Annotated in this window: 11 protein-coding genes and 1 pseudogene; 3 read left to right on the top strand and 9 right to left on the bottom strand. The window is 70.9% G+C overall.

Going from position 1 to position 15,398, the window contains the following annotated elements; genetic code table 11:
* Positions 1-3: 3 nt before the first annotated feature.
* From LV457_RS09275 to LV457_RS09260, 4 genes are all read right to left on the bottom strand, one after another.
* A complete protein-coding gene (locus tag LV457_RS09275) occupies positions 4-396 on the bottom strand; it encodes a DUF4233 domain-containing protein (RefSeq protein WP_232170510.1) in 393 nt (130 codons plus the stop codon).
* Positions 393-1,802: a folylpolyglutamate synthase/dihydrofolate synthase family protein gene (locus tag LV457_RS09270; RefSeq protein ID WP_232170509.1), complete on the bottom strand. Its 1,410-nt coding sequence runs from the start codon at positions 1,800-1,802 to the stop codon at positions 393-395. The genes LV457_RS09275 and LV457_RS09270 overlap by 4 nt, the downstream gene beginning before the upstream one ends.
* Positions 1,799-4,450, bottom strand: a complete 2,652-nt coding sequence (locus LV457_RS09265; protein WP_232170508.1) for a valine--tRNA ligase — start codon at positions 4,448-4,450, stop codon at positions 1,799-1,801. Before LV457_RS09265 ends, LV457_RS09270 begins: the two co-directional genes overlap by 4 nt.
* A gap of 86 nt (positions 4,451-4,536) precedes the next feature.
* A complete protein-coding gene (locus LV457_RS09260) occupies positions 4,537-5,799 on the bottom strand; it encodes a trans-acting enoyl reductase family protein (protein ID WP_232170507.1) in 1,263 nt (420 codons plus the stop codon).
* A gap of 60 nt (positions 5,800-5,859) precedes the next feature.
* On the opposite strand from LV457_RS09260, the gene LV457_RS09255 reads away from it, so the two are divergent.
* A complete protein-coding gene (locus LV457_RS09255; RefSeq protein ID WP_232170506.1) occupies positions 5,860-7,029 on the top strand; it encodes an FAD-dependent oxidoreductase in 1,170 nt (389 codons plus the stop codon).
* 81 nt (positions 7,030-7,110) lie between these two features.
* On the opposite strand, the pseudogene LV457_RS09250 reads toward LV457_RS09255, so the two are convergent.
* The 4 genes and pseudogenes from LV457_RS09250 to LV457_RS09235 form a co-directional block, all read right to left on the bottom strand.
* Positions 7,111-7,344 (bottom strand): annotated as a pseudogene (locus LV457_RS09250) (transglycosylase family protein); the annotation flags it as partial.
* A 913-nt stretch (positions 7,345-8,257) separates the two neighbouring features.
* Positions 8,258-8,827: a molybdenum cofactor guanylyltransferase gene (gene mobA / locus LV457_RS09245; RefSeq protein ID WP_308192181.1), complete on the bottom strand. Its 570-nt coding sequence runs from the start codon at positions 8,825-8,827 to the stop codon at positions 8,258-8,260.
* A 10-nt stretch (positions 8,828-8,837) separates the two neighbouring features.
* Positions 8,838-9,920 (bottom strand): 2-oxoacid:ferredoxin oxidoreductase subunit beta, encoded by a 1,083-nt coding sequence (locus LV457_RS09240; protein WP_232170505.1) that lies wholly within the window; start codon positions 9,918-9,920, stop codon positions 8,838-8,840.
* On the bottom strand, positions 9,917-11,884 hold the full coding sequence (locus tag LV457_RS09235; protein WP_232170908.1) for a 2-oxoacid:acceptor oxidoreductase subunit alpha: 1,968 nt from the start codon (positions 11,882-11,884) through the stop codon (positions 9,917-9,919). Before LV457_RS09235 ends, LV457_RS09240 begins: the two co-directional genes overlap by 4 nt.
* Positions 11,885-12,163: 279 nt before the next feature.
* Between LV457_RS09235 and LV457_RS09230 the strand changes: the two genes are divergently transcribed.
* The gene (locus LV457_RS09230) at positions 12,164-13,285 is read left to right on the top strand and encodes a YncE family protein (RefSeq protein WP_232170504.1); all 1,122 of its coding nucleotides are present in this window, start codon (positions 12,164-12,166) and stop codon (positions 13,283-13,285) included.
* Positions 13,286-13,294: 9 nt separating this feature from the next.
* Complete coding sequence (gene fdhD, locus LV457_RS09225; protein WP_232170503.1) at positions 13,295-14,119, top strand: formate dehydrogenase accessory sulfurtransferase FdhD; 825 nt, start codon at positions 13,295-13,297, stop codon at positions 14,117-14,119.
* Here the strand turns inward: fdhD and clpX are convergent.
* Positions 14,116-15,396, bottom strand: coding sequence for an ATP-dependent Clp protease ATP-binding subunit ClpX (clpX, locus tag LV457_RS09220; protein ID WP_232170502.1), 1,281 nt, complete (start codon positions 15,394-15,396; stop codon positions 14,116-14,118). The two genes, fdhD and clpX, sit on opposite strands and share 4 nt — an antisense overlap.
* Positions 15,397-15,398 lie beyond the last annotated feature (2 nt).

Here is a 15,398-nt window from a genome sequence, read left to right as displayed (position 1 = left end):
CCCTCACGGCGGCGGTTGGCGCTGCCCGGGCAGCAAACCGCGCCGCTGCCGCCGCAGCACCTCGGACCGCAGGTAGGCGATGACGGCCCACACCACGGCGAACAGCACTCCGACGAAACCGATGGCCGGGTGGATGAACACCGCGGCCACCAGCACCGCCTGCAGCGCGAGGTTCACCCAGATGGCCCACGGCCGGCCCTGCATCCCCGACAGCAGGAGCAGCAGCACCGCGAAGCCGATCAGGAAGCCGCCCGAGGTGGCGGTCAGGCCGCCGGACAGCACGTTGACCACCGGGATCGCGAGGCCGATGACGATCGCCTCGAGGATCAGGGTGCCGGCCATCACGCCGCGGAAGCTCTTCCACGGGTCGGGGGCCTGGCTGGCCGGCTCGCTCATTGCGGGTCCTTTCCGAACAGCGTGCGCGCGGCGCCGGCGGTGACCACCGAACCCGTGACGACGACGCCGGTGCCGCCGTATCCGTCGCCCGCCTCGGCGGACTCCTCGACGATCGCGATGGCGGTCTCGATCGCGTCCGGCAGCGTCGCCGCGGTGACGACCCGCTCCTGACCGAACTGTTCGGCGGCGAGGTCGGCGAGCACGTCGACCTCCAGCGCGCGCGGCGACCCGTTGGCGGTGACGACCACGTGGTCGAACACCGGCTCCAGCGCCGCGAGGATCCCCGACACATCCTTGTCCGCCAGCACCGCCACCACACCCACCAGCATCCGGAAGTCGAACTCGCTGCGCAGGGCATCGGCGAGGGCCCGGGCGCCGGCGGGGTTGTGGGCGGCGTCGACGAACACGGACGGCGCCGTGCGGACCCGCTCGAGCCGGCCCGGGCTGGAGACGGCGGCGAACCCGGCCCGCACCGCGTCGGCGTCGAGCTGGCGCGCCGCGCCGGCGCCGAAGAACGCCTCCACCGCCGCCAGGGCGACGACCGCGTTGTGCGCCTGGTGTTCGCCGTGCAGCGGCAGGAAGATCTCCGGGTACACGCCGCCGAGCCCCTGCAACTGCAGCAGCTGACCGCCGACGGCGACCTGCCGCCCGAGCACCGCGAACTCCGAGTCCTCGCGGGCGACGGCGGCGTCGGCCTCGACGGCACGCCGCAGCAGCACCTCCATCGCCGCGGGCTGCTGGCGGGCGATCACCGCCACCGTGTCGACGGGCACCAGGCCGTCCGCGGCGCGCTTGATGATGCCCGCCTTCTCGCCGGCGATGGAAGCGACGTCGGGACCGAGGTATTCGGTGTGGTCGAGGCCGATGGGCGTGATCACCGCGACCGGCGCGTCGACGACGTTGGTGGCGTCCCACCGGCCACCGAGCCCCACCTCCACGACGGCGATGTCGACGGGCGCGTCGGCGAACGCCGCGAACGCCATCGCGGTGAGCACCTCGAACTTGCTCATCGCCGGCCCGCCGCCGGCCTGCGACTGCTCGTCGACCAGCGCCACGAACGGCTCCAGCTCGCGATACACCTCGACGTAGCGCGCCGGGCTGATCGGCGAGCCGTCGATCGCGATGCGTTCCACCGCCGACTGCAGGTGGGGGCTGGTGGTGCGCCCGGTGCGGCGGTGCAGCGCGGTCAGCAACGCGTCGACCATGCGGGCGACCGACGTCTTGCCGTTGGTGCCGGCGATGTGGATGGCCGGGTAGCTGCGCTGCGGCGAGCCGAGCAGCTCCATGAGCGCCGCGATCCGCGTCAGCGACGGCTCGATCTTGGTCTCCGGCCAGCGGGCGTCGAGCAGGTGCTCGACCTGCAGCAGCGCCGCGATCTCGTCGGGGGTGGGCTCCGGGGCGGTCACTTCGACAGCTCGGCCAGCCGGGCCGTGATGCGGTCGACCTCCTCGCGGGCCAGCGCGGCGCGGGCCCGGATATTGTCGACCACCTCGGTCGGAGCCTTGGCCAGGAACTTCTCGTTGCCGAGCTTCCCGCTGGTGCTCGCGAGCTCCTTTTCGGCCGCGGCGAGGTCCTTCTGCAGCCGCCGACGCTCGGCCTCGACGTCGACGGTGCCGGACGTGTCCAGCTCGACGACGACGGTGCCCCGCTGGAGCCGGACCTCGACGGACGCGGTGGGGGTGAACTGTTCGCCCGCCGGCTTGAGCCACGCCAGCGCGGTGACCGCCGCCGCCTGCTGCTGCAGGTCCGCGTCGTCGAGCGCGCTGAGCCGCGCGGGCACCCGCTGCCGGTCGGCGAGCCCCTGGTCGCTGCGGAAGCGGCGGATCTCGGTGACCAGCTTCTGGGTGTCGGCGATGCGCCGCGCGGCGGCGTCGTCCCAGCCGAGGCCCACCGGCGACGGCCACTCGGCGACGACCACCGACTCGCCGCCCGTCAGCGTCGTCCACAGCGTCTCGGTGACGAAGGGCATCACCGGATGCAGCAGGCGCAGCAGCGAGTCCAGCACGACGGCCAGCACCGCGTTGGTGTGCGCCTCCCCTTCGGCCAGCGCCACCTTGGCCAGTTCCAGGTACCAGTCGCAGACCTCGTCCCAGGCGAAGTGGTACAGCGCCTCGCAGGCCCGGTTGAACTCGTAGCTCTCGAACGCCGAGTCGACCTCGGCGAGCACCTGGTCGAGCCGGCCGAGGATCCAGCGGTCGGCGTCGGTGAGGTCGGCGGCGGCGGGCAGCGGCGCCGGGGCGGCGCCGTTGATCAACGCGAACCGGGTGGCGTTGAAGATCTTCGTCGCGAAGTTCCGCGACGCCCGAGCGTGGTCGTCACCCACCGACAGGTCACCGCCCGGGTTGGCGCCGCGCGCCAGCGTGAAGCGCAGCGCATCGGCGCCGTAGCGCTCCACCCAGTCGAGCGGGTCGATGCCGTTGCCGCGCGATTTGCTCATCTTGCGGCCGAACTCGTCGCGAATCAGCCCGTGTAAGAACACATTCCGGAACGGCACCTGCGGTTCGCGGGCACCGTCGAGGGTGATCGCGGCGTCGTCGGCGACGAACATGCCGAACATCATCATCCGGGCCACCCAGAAGAACAGGATGTCGTAACCGGTGACGAGAACGGTGGTGGGATAGAACTTCTCGAGCTCGGGCGTGCGGTCCGGCCAGCCCATCGTCGAGAACGGCCACAACGCCGACGAGAACCAGGTGTCGAGCACGTCGGGGTCCTGCTCCCAACCCTGCGGCGGCGTCTCGTCCGGTCCGACGCACACCTTTTCGCCGTTCGGGCCGTGCCAGATCGGGATGCGGTGACCCCACCAGAGCTGGCGCGAGATGCACCAGTCGTGCATGTTGTCGACCCAGCCGAACCAGCGCGGTTCCAGGCTTGCCGGGTGGATCACGGTGTCGCCGCGGCGAACCGCGTCGCCCGCCGCCTTCGCCAGCCCTTCGACGCGCACCCACCACTGCAGGCTCAGCCGCGGCTCGATCGGCTCGCCGCTGCGCTCGGAGTGCCCGACGCTGTGCAGGTACGGCCGCTTCTCGGCGACGATGCGGCCTTGTGCGGCAAGGGCTTCGCGCACCGCGACGCGCGCTTCGAAGCGGTCCAGCCCGTCGAACTCGGTGCCCGTCTGGGCGACGCGTCCCTTGGTGTCCATCATCGTCGGCATCGGCAGCGCGTGCCGGACGCCGATCTCGAAGTCGTTCGGGTCGTGCGCGGGAGTGACCTTGACGGCGCCGGTGCCGAATTCTGGATCCACGTGGGCGTCGGCGACGATGCGGATCTCGCGATCGACGAACGGATGCGGCAGCGTCTTGCCGACGAGGTGGTGGTAGCGCTGGTCCGCCGGGTGGACCGCGATCGCGGTGTCGGCGAGCATGGTCTCCAGGCGCGTGGTCGCGACGACGATGTGCGGCTCGTCGTCGTCCATGGAGCCGTACCGGAACGACACCAGCTCGCCTTCGACGTCGGAGTAGCGCACCTCGAGGTCGCTGATCGCGGTCTCCAGCACCGGCGACCAGTTGACCAGCCGTTCGGCCTGGTAGATCAGTCCGGCGTCGTAGAGCCGTTTGAAGATGGTGCGGACGGCGCGCGACAGGCCCTCGTCCATGGTGAACCGGTCGCGCGACCAGTCGACCCCGTCCCCCAGGCGGCGCATCTGCGCGCCGATGGTGCCGCCGGACTCCCGCTTCCAGTCCCACACCTTGTCGATGAAGCGCTCGCGGCCCAGGTCTTCCTTGGTTCTGCCGTCGGCCGCCAGCTGTTTCTCGACGACGGTCTGCGTCGCGATGCCGGCGTGGTCCATGCCGGGCAGCCACAGCACGTCGTAGCCCTGCATGCGCTTGCGCCGGGTGAGCGCGTCCATCAGCGTGTGGTCGAGCGCGTGCCCCATGTGCAGGCTGCCCGTGACGTTGGGCGGCGGCAGCACGATCGAGTAGGGCGGCTTGTCGCCGTCGAAGTCAGGGGTGAAGTAGCCGGCATCGACCCAGCGTTGGTACAGCTCGGCCTCGACCGCGGCCGGCTCCCACGTCTTGGGCAGGGCGTCGGGGGCTGTGGAGTCGGCGGTCACCGCTCAATTCTAGGAAGGGGGCTGCGGCGCCGGTCGGCTGGGCGATCGGGTGACCTGCGCCACCGGCAGCGGCGGTGCGCCCGCCGTCAGCTCCCGCCGTCGAGCCGGGTCACGCTCAGGGACACCCCCGCGTCGGGCAGCCTGGCCAGCAGCGCGTCCCCCATGGCCGCGGCGGGGGTCAAGACGCCGTACCGGTCGGCGAGCCGGTCACGGTCGAGGGCCAGCGCCAGCCCGCTCTCACCGAGCAGCACCGCGGTCGCCTTGTAGCCGGGGTCGCCGCGCTGCGCGATCTCGGCCCGGTACCGGGCGCCCGTCGAGGTGGTCGTGTAGGTCGCGGCGCGGTAATACCCGCGCTCGCGGGCGCGTTCGCTGGGTCCGCTGCCCGACGCGGGCGTCACCCGCTCGACGACGGCGCGGGGCAGGTAGCGGAAGAACCTGGAGCCCAGCGCGAAGGCCGCGATGCCGACGCCGGACACCGCCGCCGACAGCGCCGGGGCGGCCGGCGACGAGCCGACGCTCATGCTCTCGGTGTAGCGGAATCGTCGGCCGTAGGCGTAGTCCTGCAGGGCGTTGCTGCGGCGGACGATCCGGGTGTTGTAGGGCGCCATGAAGAAGCCCGCTGTCCACAGCCCGGCCAATTCGGGCGCGATGTCGGCGCCCCGTCGCCACGGCAGATCGGGTTGGCGGCCGAGGTCGGGCTCCGCCTCGCGGTCCGGGCTGAGCGTGTAGGGGTCGAACACCGCGCGGCGGGCGGCGGGGTCGGTGGAGGCCGTGCGCATCATCTCCACCGCCGACGCGGCCGTGCCGCCCGAGAGTCCGCCGGACATGCCGAGCACCACGAAATCGGTGTCCAGCAGGTCACCCGTACCGTCCTCGAGCGCGCGCCGGTGCAGGGCGTACACCGTGATGTCCGACGGGATGGAGTCGAACCCGCAGGAGTGCACGATCCGTGCGCCGGTGTCGAGCGCCTGCTCGTGGAAGTTGTCGATGCTGTTGCGGACGAACATCGGCTCGCCGGTCAGGTCGGCGTAGTCCGTGCCGGCGGCGGCGCAGGCCTCGACCACCGGCAGGCCGTAGCGGGTGTAGGGGCCCACCGTGGTGACGACGACCTGCGTGCGCGCCGCCATCGCGGCGAGCGTCGCCGGATCCGAGGTGTCCGCCGTCAGCACCGGCCAGTCCGCGGCCGCCGGCCCCAGCTCGTCGCGCACGGCGGCGAGCTTGTCCGGCGAGCGACCCGCGAGCGCGATCCGAGCGCCGCCCCGGCCGGCCAGGTACTGGGCGGTGAGCTTGCCGACGAATCCGGTCGCTCCGAACAGCACCAGGTCGAGTTCGCGCTCCGCTGCGGCCATGCCGTCAACGTACCGGCGCGGCCGTTGCGCCGTCGCGGTCCGGCGAGCACAGTGCAACCCATGGCTCAGCGCATCGTCGTCATCGGGGCCGGTATCGCCGGCCTGGCGACGGCGGTCGCGCTGCAGCGCCGCGGCCATGACGTCGCCGTGCTCGAGCAGCAGCTCGACACCTCGTCGGGCGCCGGCATCAGCATCTGGCCGAACGCGCTGGCCGCGCTGGACGAGCTCGGGGTGGGCGCGCAGGTGCGGGCGGTCGGGGGCGGCGTTTCCGGTGGCGCGATCCGGTGGCGCGACGGCCGGTGGCTGCGCCGCGGTTCGGCCGACCGGCTCGTCGCCAGCTTGGGCGAGCCGCTGTCGGTGGTGCGGCGCAGCCTGCTCACCCGGGCGCTGGCCGACGCGCTGGCGCCCGGCACCGTGCAGCGCGGCAGCGCCGTCGAGCGGCTGACGATCGTGGCCGGCGGCGTTCGCCTGCACCTGGGCGACGGCTCGGTGTGCGAGGCGACCGGGGTGGTCGGGGCCGACGGCGTGGGCTCGGTGGCCGCCCGTCATCTCAACGGCCCGCTCGGCGCGCGCTATGTCGGTTACACCGCCTGGCGTGGGGTGGCCGCGCATCGGCTCGACCCGGCGCTGGCGGGCGAGACACTCGGGCCGTCGGTCGAGTTCGGGCATGTGCCGCTGGGGCCGGACCACACCTACTGGTTCGCCAGCCGGCACGCGCCGGAGGGCGAAGTGTCGGCCGGCGGCGAGCTTCCTCATCTCCGGCAGCGCTTCGCCGACTGGGCGGAGCCCATCCCGACGCTGCTGGCGAGCACGGATCCCGCGGACGTATTGCGGCACGACGTCTATGACCGCGATGCGGCGCGGGTGTGGGCGCGCGGCCCGGTGGTACTGGTCGGGGACGCCGCGCACGCGATGCGTCCGCACCTCGGGCAGGGCGGCTGTCAGGCGCTCGAGGATGCGGCGATCCTCGGTGCGTTCGTCGACGGCGCGGGGACCCTGAGCGCCGCGTTCACCCGATTCGTCGCCTATCGGCGGCCCCGGGTCGCGGCGGTGGTGCGTGAGTCGAAGCTGGTGGGCCGGGCGCTGAACCTGCGTCCGGCGGCGCTGTCGAGCCTGCTGGCGCGCAGCACGGTGCTGATGCCCGACGCGCTCGTGGATCGCCACCTGGCGAGTGTCGCCTCGCGGGATGCGTTTCGGATGCCGTCGACGCGTGAGCTGGCGCCGGCATGACCGCACATCCGACGAGTCAGCTGGTCGCCAGCGGCTGAGGCGGCCGGTGCCGGGCCGCGGCCCGGCACCGGCGCTGCCGCGTCAGCCGTGGCCGCCGCAGACCGGCCAGGCGCCCAGGCCCTGCGAGTCGAGGACGTTCTCCGCGACGCGGATCTGCTCCTCGCGCGAGGCGTGCGCCGGGTTGCCCGAGCCGCCGTTGGCACGCCAGGTGCCCATGGTGAACTGCAGGCCGCCGTAGTAGCCGTTACCGGTGCTGATGCCCCAGTTGCCGCCGGACTCGCATGCGGCGACCGCGTCCCAGTTGACGCTGTCCGCATTCGCGGTGGCGCTGGACAGCCCGAACGGAACCGCCGCCAGGGCACCGGTGATCGAGGCCGTCACGAGCGTCTTGCGGATGCTTGGCACATTCTTCCTTTCGCCGAGCGCGCACCACCTGCAGCCGAGCGGGGTTTGGCGTCCCCGGCCGGTCGGGTACTTCAGGGGGGCGGTGGACCGTGCCGTCTCTGTCCGGCACAGCAGCGGAGGTCCTCGACCTCACCGGGAGCTTCCCCGGCCGCGGCGGCGTCAGTACGCCCGCCACGCGCTCACACGCAGTTTTTCGTGATGTGAACTTGTTTGCTCTTCACGAGCCGTTAGGGACCGTAGGCGGCGTTTTCGTGGAAGTCATCTCGCCGACTCGGCCATCTCGCGCCGATCACGAACCGATCTCGGCCGAACCTGAGAGGCGTCTGTGCAGGCCAGCTGAGAAATTCTGAGAAGCCTCGTCGAGGCTGCGGGATAAACCCGTCGTGACTCAACTCACGGTGTTTTTGTGAAGCGGGGCACAGGTTCACACGCGTGCACGCCTGCCGGTGAAAGCGCGGTTCACCAGCGAAGATCGGCCCGTGGCCGGTCCAGGGGTGACCAACGCCACATCACACCGGTTACCGGTTTGCTGTCAAAATACTTGCCGCGCAACTCGTTTGACGTGTTGCCCGCTCCGACTCCGGCCACTCGGACTCAAAGCCGCTGCGGCAGCAAAAGTTTCATCAAGAGCGACACGTTCGGAGCGCGGCAACCCCGCGACTGCCGATCGGTCGCCGCTCACCGACCCGGGGACGCGAGGCGCAACCGGCGCTAGCGTCGAATACCGCGCTGATATCGGCAGATGACGGAACCTGGACGTCCGCCACCGAACGCCGTTCGGCGGGTGAAGAGACGTCAGCAGTTTGCTGACAATGCCCGTGCGCTATCCGAGATCGGCCGGCGAGTTGACATTCGCCAGCACAGGCGTCCGCGCCATCACGATGCGCTGGGTCAGCGCGGCGTCCGCGAGGGCGCGCATGCTGCGCTCACCGCGAGCGATGAGGGCGTCGACGAGCGGCACCAGGGCGGTGGAGTAAATCGCCGCGAGGTAGTGGTCGCGGCCGTCCCACGGCAACACCACGTCCGCACCGCGGCGCCGCGCGAGGTCGTCGATCAGGTCGACGGTCAGGTGCGGCATGTCGACGGCGCACACGAACGCACGCTCGCAGCCGGCCGCGGCGGCTGCCCGCAGCCCGCGCCCGGTCGCGAGCAGCGGGCCCACGCCACGCACTTCGTCGCGCAGCACCGGCACCGGCAACTCCGGCAGCGGCTGCCCCTGGGCGGCCATGACGAAAACCGGATCGCACCGCTGGGCGACCACGGAGACCACATGCTCGACGAGCGTGACGGGTCCCGACCCGGCGTCGTAGAGCAGCGTCGCCTTGTCGCGGCCCATGCGCCGAGAAGCCCCACCGGCCAGCACGATGGCGGCCAATGGGGCTCCCGACGTCACGGGTGGAACGTTAGTCGACGGTCCAGGTGTCGCGGCCGCGAAGCAGCGACTGCAGTGCCGCCTGGTCGTGCGGCGTCTTCTCGCGCGCCACCTTGATCTGGTCGCGGGCCAGGTCGTCGTAGGTGGGACGGTTCACCTGCCGGAAGATCCCCATGACGGTGTGGTCCAGGTTCTGGTCCGACAGCCGGGACAGCGCGAACGCGTACGCCGAGTCGCGCTGCGCCGGATCGTGGACCACGATCTCGTCGCGGGACACCTCGGCCGTCTTGGCGACGTCCAGGCCGAAACCGGACTTCACAACGCAGTATTCGCCGTCGTTGCCGAACGTGATGGGTTCGCCGGCCCGGACGTTGATGACGCGCTCCTCCGAGCCTTCCTTGCGGAGCACGTCGAACGAGCCGTCGTTGAAGATCGGGCAGTCCTGCAGGATCTCCACCAGCGCCGACCCGCGATGCTGTGCGGCGGCGCGAAGCACTTCCGTGAGGCCCTTGCGGTCGGAATCGAGCGCCCGCCCGAAGAACGACGCCTCGGCGCCCAGCGCCAGGGACGCGGGGTTGAACGGGTAGTCCAGCGATCCCATCGGGGTCGACTTGGTGACCTTGCCGACCTCCGAGGTCGGCGAGTACTGGCCCTTGGTCAGCCCGTAGATCCGGTTGTTGAACAGCAGGATCTTGAGGTTGATGTTGCGCCGCAGCGCATGGATGAGGTGGTTGCCGCCGATGGACAGCGAGTCGCCGTCACCGGTGACCACCCACACCGACAGGTCCGGGCGGGCCAGCGCGAGCCCGGTCGCAATGGTGGGGGCGCGGCCGTGGATGGAGTGCAGGCCGTAGGTCTCCAGGTAGTACGGGAACCGGCTGGAGCAGCCGATGCCGCTGACGAACACCATGTTCTCGCGGCGCAGCCCCAGCTCCGGCAGGAAGTTCCGGATGGTGTTGAGGATGACGTAGTCACCGCAGCCCGGGCACCAGCGCACCTCCTGGTCGCTGGTGAAGTCCTTGCCCTTCTGCGGCGTGTCCGTCGTGGGGACACCGCTGATCCCGGTCAACCCGAGATCGGTACCGGCGAGGCCGCCGCTGATCAGGTCTGTCATACATCCGCTCCTACGCCAGTGCTCACGGTGGCTGCCGCCAGCCGCGCGAATTTGGCCTTGTCGCTTTCCTTTTCGGCCAGCGTCCCGTCGAGGGCGGCGGCGATGATGCCTTCCACCTCGTCGGCGAGGAACGCCATGCCTTCGACCTTGGTGACCGACTGCACGTCCACCAGGTACTTGGCGCGCAGCAGCATCGCCAGCTGGCCGAGGTTCATCTCCGGCGCCACCACCGTCGAGTAGCCGCGCAGCACGTCTCCGGTGTTTCGCGGCAGCGGATTCAGGTGGCGCAGGTGTGCGTGGGCGACCTTCATGCCGGCGCGGCGCGCACGCCGGCACGCCTCGCCGATGGGCCCGTAGCTGCTCCCCCAGCCGATGAGCAGCAGCTCCGCCTCACCCGACGGGTCGTCGACCTCGAGGTCGGGGACGGCGATGCCGTCGATCTTTGCCTGCCGCAGCCGGACCATGAGGTCGTGGTTCTTCGGCTCGTAGGAGATGTTGCCGGAGCCGTTCGCCTTCTCCAGGCCGCCGATGCGGTGCTCGAGGCCGGGCGTGCCCGGAATCGCGAACTGCCGGGCCAACGTCTCGGGGTCACGCGCGTAGGGCTGGAAATCCTCCCCGGCCGCGGCGACGGTGCGCTCGATGGGCGGGTAGGTCGACACGTCCGGGATCCGCCACGGCTCCGAGCCGTTGGCGATGGCGCCGTCGGACAGGATCATCACGGGCGTGCGGTAGGTGAGCGCGATGCGCGACGCCTCGACGGCGACCTCGAAGCAGTCCGACGGCGAGCGCGGCGCCAGCACGGCCACCGGCGATTCGCCGTTGCGGCCGAACAGCGCCTGCAGCAGATCGGCCTGTTCGGTCTTGGTGGGAAGTCCGGTCGACGGGCCGCCGCGCTGCACGTCGATGACGACGAGCGGCAACTCGGTCATCACCGCGAGGCCGATCGCCTCGGCCTTCAGCGCGATACCGGGCCCGGAGGTGCTCGTAACGCCCAGCGCACCGCCGTAGGACGCGCCGATGGCCGCACCGATACCGGCGATCTCGTCCTCGGCCTGGAAGGTGAGCACGTTGAACTGCTTGTGCTTCGACAGCTCGTGCAGGATGTCCGACGCGGGCGTGATCGGATAGGTGCCGAGCACCACCTGGGTGTCGGCGAGCTGGCCCGCCGCAACGATGCCGTAGGCCAGCGCGGTGTTGCCGGAGATCTGCCGGTATTCACCGGAGCGCAGCTTGGCGGGGGCCACCTCGAACGTGGTGCCGAAGGCCTCGGTGGTCTCGCCGTAGTTCCAGCCGGCGCGCAACGCGAGCACGTTGACCTCGGCGACCTCGGGCTTGCGCGCGAACTTCTCGCGGATGTAGATCTCCTGCGGCGCGATCTCGCGGCCGTACATCCAGGACAGCAGGCCGAGCGCGAACATGTTCTTCGCCCGCTGGCCGTCCTTCTTCGACGCGCCGATGACCTCGACGGCGCCCAGGGTCAGCGATGTCATCGCCACCGACTGCACGACGAAGTCGGAGAGCTCGCCGGTCTCCAGCGGGTTCGCGTCGTAGCCGACCTTGGCGAGGTTGCGCTTGGTGAACTCGTCGGAGTTGGCGATGACGAGCCCGCCGCGCGGCAGGTCCTTGATGTTGGCCTTCAGCGCGGCCGGGTTCATCGCCACGAGCACGTCGGGGCGGTCGCCGGCGGTGAGGATGTCGTAGTCGGCGATCTGGATCTGGAACGACGAAACGCCGGGCAGTGTGCCCTGCGGAGCCCGGATCTCGGCGGGATAGTTCGGCTGCGTCGCGAGGTCGTTGCCGAACAGCGCCGCCTCGGAGGTGAAGCGGTCACCGGTGAGCTGCATGCCGTCGCCGGAATCGCCCGCGAACCTGATGACGACCCGCTCGAGCCGCTGCCGGGTGCCTGCGTTCGTCCGCCCGGCCACTGCGGGATCGGGCTGCGCGCCGTTGCCGTTGGGCTCCAATGGATCCACCTTTCCCAGCATTCGACCGCTCCTCGCGGTCACCTCACGCGGCAGAGCGGCCCGGGACACCAAATTGATGTCACTCGCAGTACCGATTATTGCACTTTCCTTAGACACTTAGACACGGCGGCCGTCGGTGTCTCACAACCACTTTGCGACATCTGCGCTGCTCGCAACAGGTGTACCGGCGGGTAACCCGTCCGAATGTGGTATTGGTCACTTCTTCGAACGGCGATTTCTAAGGACCCGGTGCGTGTCAGCCACCCGTCATCGCACCGGATGCGTATCCGCTGCCGCGTCGGCTATCCGGTCGGCATGCGGATCGTCGTGTGCCACGCCGCCATCGCCTGCTGCCTCCTGGCAGGCTGCTCCCCGCCGTCGCCGGAGCCGGCGCAGCCCGCGGCGGCCCCGAGCGCCACCACCACCGGCCTGATCCCCTCGGGGGTTCCGACGACCGGCGCCAGGCCACCCACCGAGACCCTGCCGCCGCCGGCGGAACCGCAGCGGGCCCCGGCACCCGGACGGCCGCCTGCGGGCCGCACCGTGCCCGTCGGGGTCGCACCGGAGGGCGTCGCCGTCGACGCGCTCACCCGCACCGTCGCGGTGGCCACCCGCAACCCGAACGCACTGGTCCTGCTCGATGCGGACACCGGTGCCGTGAAGGCCCGCACGCCGCTGCCCGGTGTCGTCCGGCACCTGCAGCTCGCCGGCCCGGGCGGACCGGTGCTGGTGCCTGTCGAGAGCGCGAACGCGCTGGTCCGGGTCGACCTGCCCGGCGGCGCGGCGCACACCCAGATCCTCACCGGCACCGTCCCGCACGACGCCGCGCAGGCGCCCGACGGCACCGTGTTCGTCGCGAACGAGCTCGGCGGCACCGTCGCCGTCCTGCGCGGCGACGCCATCGTGCGAGTGTTCACCGACTCCGTGCAGCCGGCGGGGCTCGCGCCCGTCGGGACCTCGGTGGGCCTGCTCGACGTCCGCAAGAACGACCTGACCGTGTACGACACCCGTGACCTCTCGATCGTCGGGTCCACCCCTGCCGGTGCCGGACCTACCCACCTCGTCGCCGACCGCCACGGCCGGATGATCGCCGCCGACACCCGCGGCGACGCGGTGCGCGTGTTCGCGCCGCGGCCGCAACCCCGCGAGGTGGGCAGTGTTCGGCAACCCGGCGGGCCCTACGGCATCGCCTATGACGCCACCCGCGACCGGCTGTGGGTGGCGTCGTCGGGCACCAACGAGGTGGTCGGCTACGACATGGCCGCTGCGACGCCGCGCGAGGTCGCCCGCATACCGACGGTGCAGAACCCCTACACCGTGGGTGTCGATCCGCTCACTGGCCGGGTGTTCGTCGCGGGAGTGAGCGCGGGCGTCCTGCAGATCGTCGAATCACCCGCCTAGGCTGGGCCGATGGGCAGGGTCACCACGCGACGGCGGGCGCGTCACGTCACCGCCGACGCCGCGGTGTCGCGGCCCGAGACGCTCGCGGTGGAGGAGCCGCTGGAGATCCGGGTGAACGGTGCGCCGGTCACCGTGACCATGCGGACTCCCGGCGCCGACGTCCAACTGGCGCAGGGCTTCCTGCTCACCGAGGGCGTCATCGGCGCCCGCGACGACGTCGTGACGGTGCGGTACTGCCGCGGCGCCGGCGCGGACGGGCGAAACACCTACAACGTCCTCGACGTCACCCTCGCGCCGCACGTCGCACCGCCGGCGCTCGACGTCACGCGCCACTTCTACACGACCAGTTCGTGCGGGGTGTGTGGCAAGGCGTCACTCGACGCGGTGCGGCAGACCAGCCGCTACTGCCCCGGCGACGACCCGGTGGTCGTCGGCGCCACCACGCTGACCGGGCTCCCCGACCGGCTGCGCGCCGCGCAGAAGGTGTTCGCCAGCACCGGCGGGCTGCACGGGGCGGCGCTGTTCGCCGCGACGGGCGACCTGCTGGTGGTGCGGGAGGACGTCGGACGCCACAACGCCGTCGACAAGGTCATCGGCTGGGCGGTCGAGCAGGACCGGCTGCCGCTGGCGGGCGCGACGCTGCTGGTGAGCGGGCGAGCGTCGTTCGAGCTGACCCAGAAGGCGGTGATGGCCGGCATCCCGATCCTGGCCGCCGTGTCGGCGCCGTCGTCGCTGGCCGTCGACCTCGCCGCGCAGTCGGGCCTCACCCTCGTCGCGTTCCTGCGGGGCGAGTCGATGAACGTCTACACCCGGCCGGACCGGGTCGTGACTTAAGCGCTCTTGTCCCGGCGCTCCGGGCGGGCCGGCTTGCGCGGCACGATGGTCGGCAGCACGTTGTCCTGCACGGTCTCCTTGGTGACGACCACCTTCGCCACGTCGTCGCGGCTGGGAATGTCGTACATCACCGGCAGCAGGACTTCCTCCATGATGGCCCGCAGGCCACGGGCGCCGGTGCCGCGGTGGATCGCCTGGTCGGCGATGGCTTCGAGCGCCTCGGCGGTGAACTCCAGCTCCACGCCGTCCATCTCGAACAGCCGGGTGTACTGCTTCACCAGCGCGTTCTTCGGCTTCGAGAGGATCTGGACCAGCGAATCCTTGTCGAGGTTCGTCACCGACGCGACGATCGGCAGGCGGCCGATGAACTCCGGGATCAGGCCGAACTTGATGAGGTCCTCGGGCATGACGTCGGCGAAGTGGTCCTGCGTGTCGATCTCGGCCTTCGACCGCACCTCGGCGCCGAAGCCCAGGCCGCGCTTGCCGACGCGGTCGGACACGATCCGCTCCAACCCGGCAAACGCGCCCGCCACGATGAACAGCACGTTGGTCGTGTCGATCTGGATGAACTCCTGGTGGGGGTGCTTGCGGCCGCCCTGCGGCGGCACCGACGCCTGCGTGCCCTCCAGGATCTTCAGCAGCGCCTGCTGCACGCCCTCGCCGGAGACGTCGCGGGTGATCGACGGGTTCTCGCTCTTGCGGGCGATCTTGTCAACCTCGTCGATGTAGATGATGCCGGTCTCGGCCCGCTTGACGTCGTAGTCGGCGGCCTGGATCAGCTTCAGCAGGATGTTCTCGACGTCCTCACCCACATAGCCGGCTTCGGTGAGCGCCGTGGCGTCGGCGATGGCGAACGGGACGTTGAGCATCTTCGCCAGCGTCTGCGCCAGATAGGTCTTGCCGCAGCCGGTGGGGCCCAGCATCAGGATGTTGGACTTGGCGAGCTCCACCGGCTCGGACCGCGAGTCGCGGCTCTTCTCGCCCGCCTGGATGCGCTTGTAGTGGTTGTAGACCGCGACGGCCAGGGTCCGCTTGGCGTTGTCCTGCCCGATGACGTAGCCCTCGAGGAACTCGCGGATCTCGGCCGGTTTCGGCAGCTCATCGAGCTTTACGTCGTCGGCGTCGGCCAGCTCTTCCTCGATGATCTCGTTGCAGAGGTCGATGCACTCGTCGCAGATGTAGACGCCGGGACCGGCGATGAGCTTCTTGACCTGCTTCTGGCTCTTGCCGCAGAACGAGCACTTCAGCAGATCACCGCCGTCTCCGATGCGCGCCATGT

The sequence above is a fragment of the Mycobacterium sp. MYCO198283 genome (genome assembly GCF_021213805.1).
Classification (GTDB): Bacteria; Actinomycetota; Actinomycetes; order Mycobacteriales; family Mycobacteriaceae; genus Mycobacterium.
The sequence above is the reverse complement of the archived record's forward strand: the minus strand, read 5'-3'. Positions and strand labels throughout refer to the sequence as shown.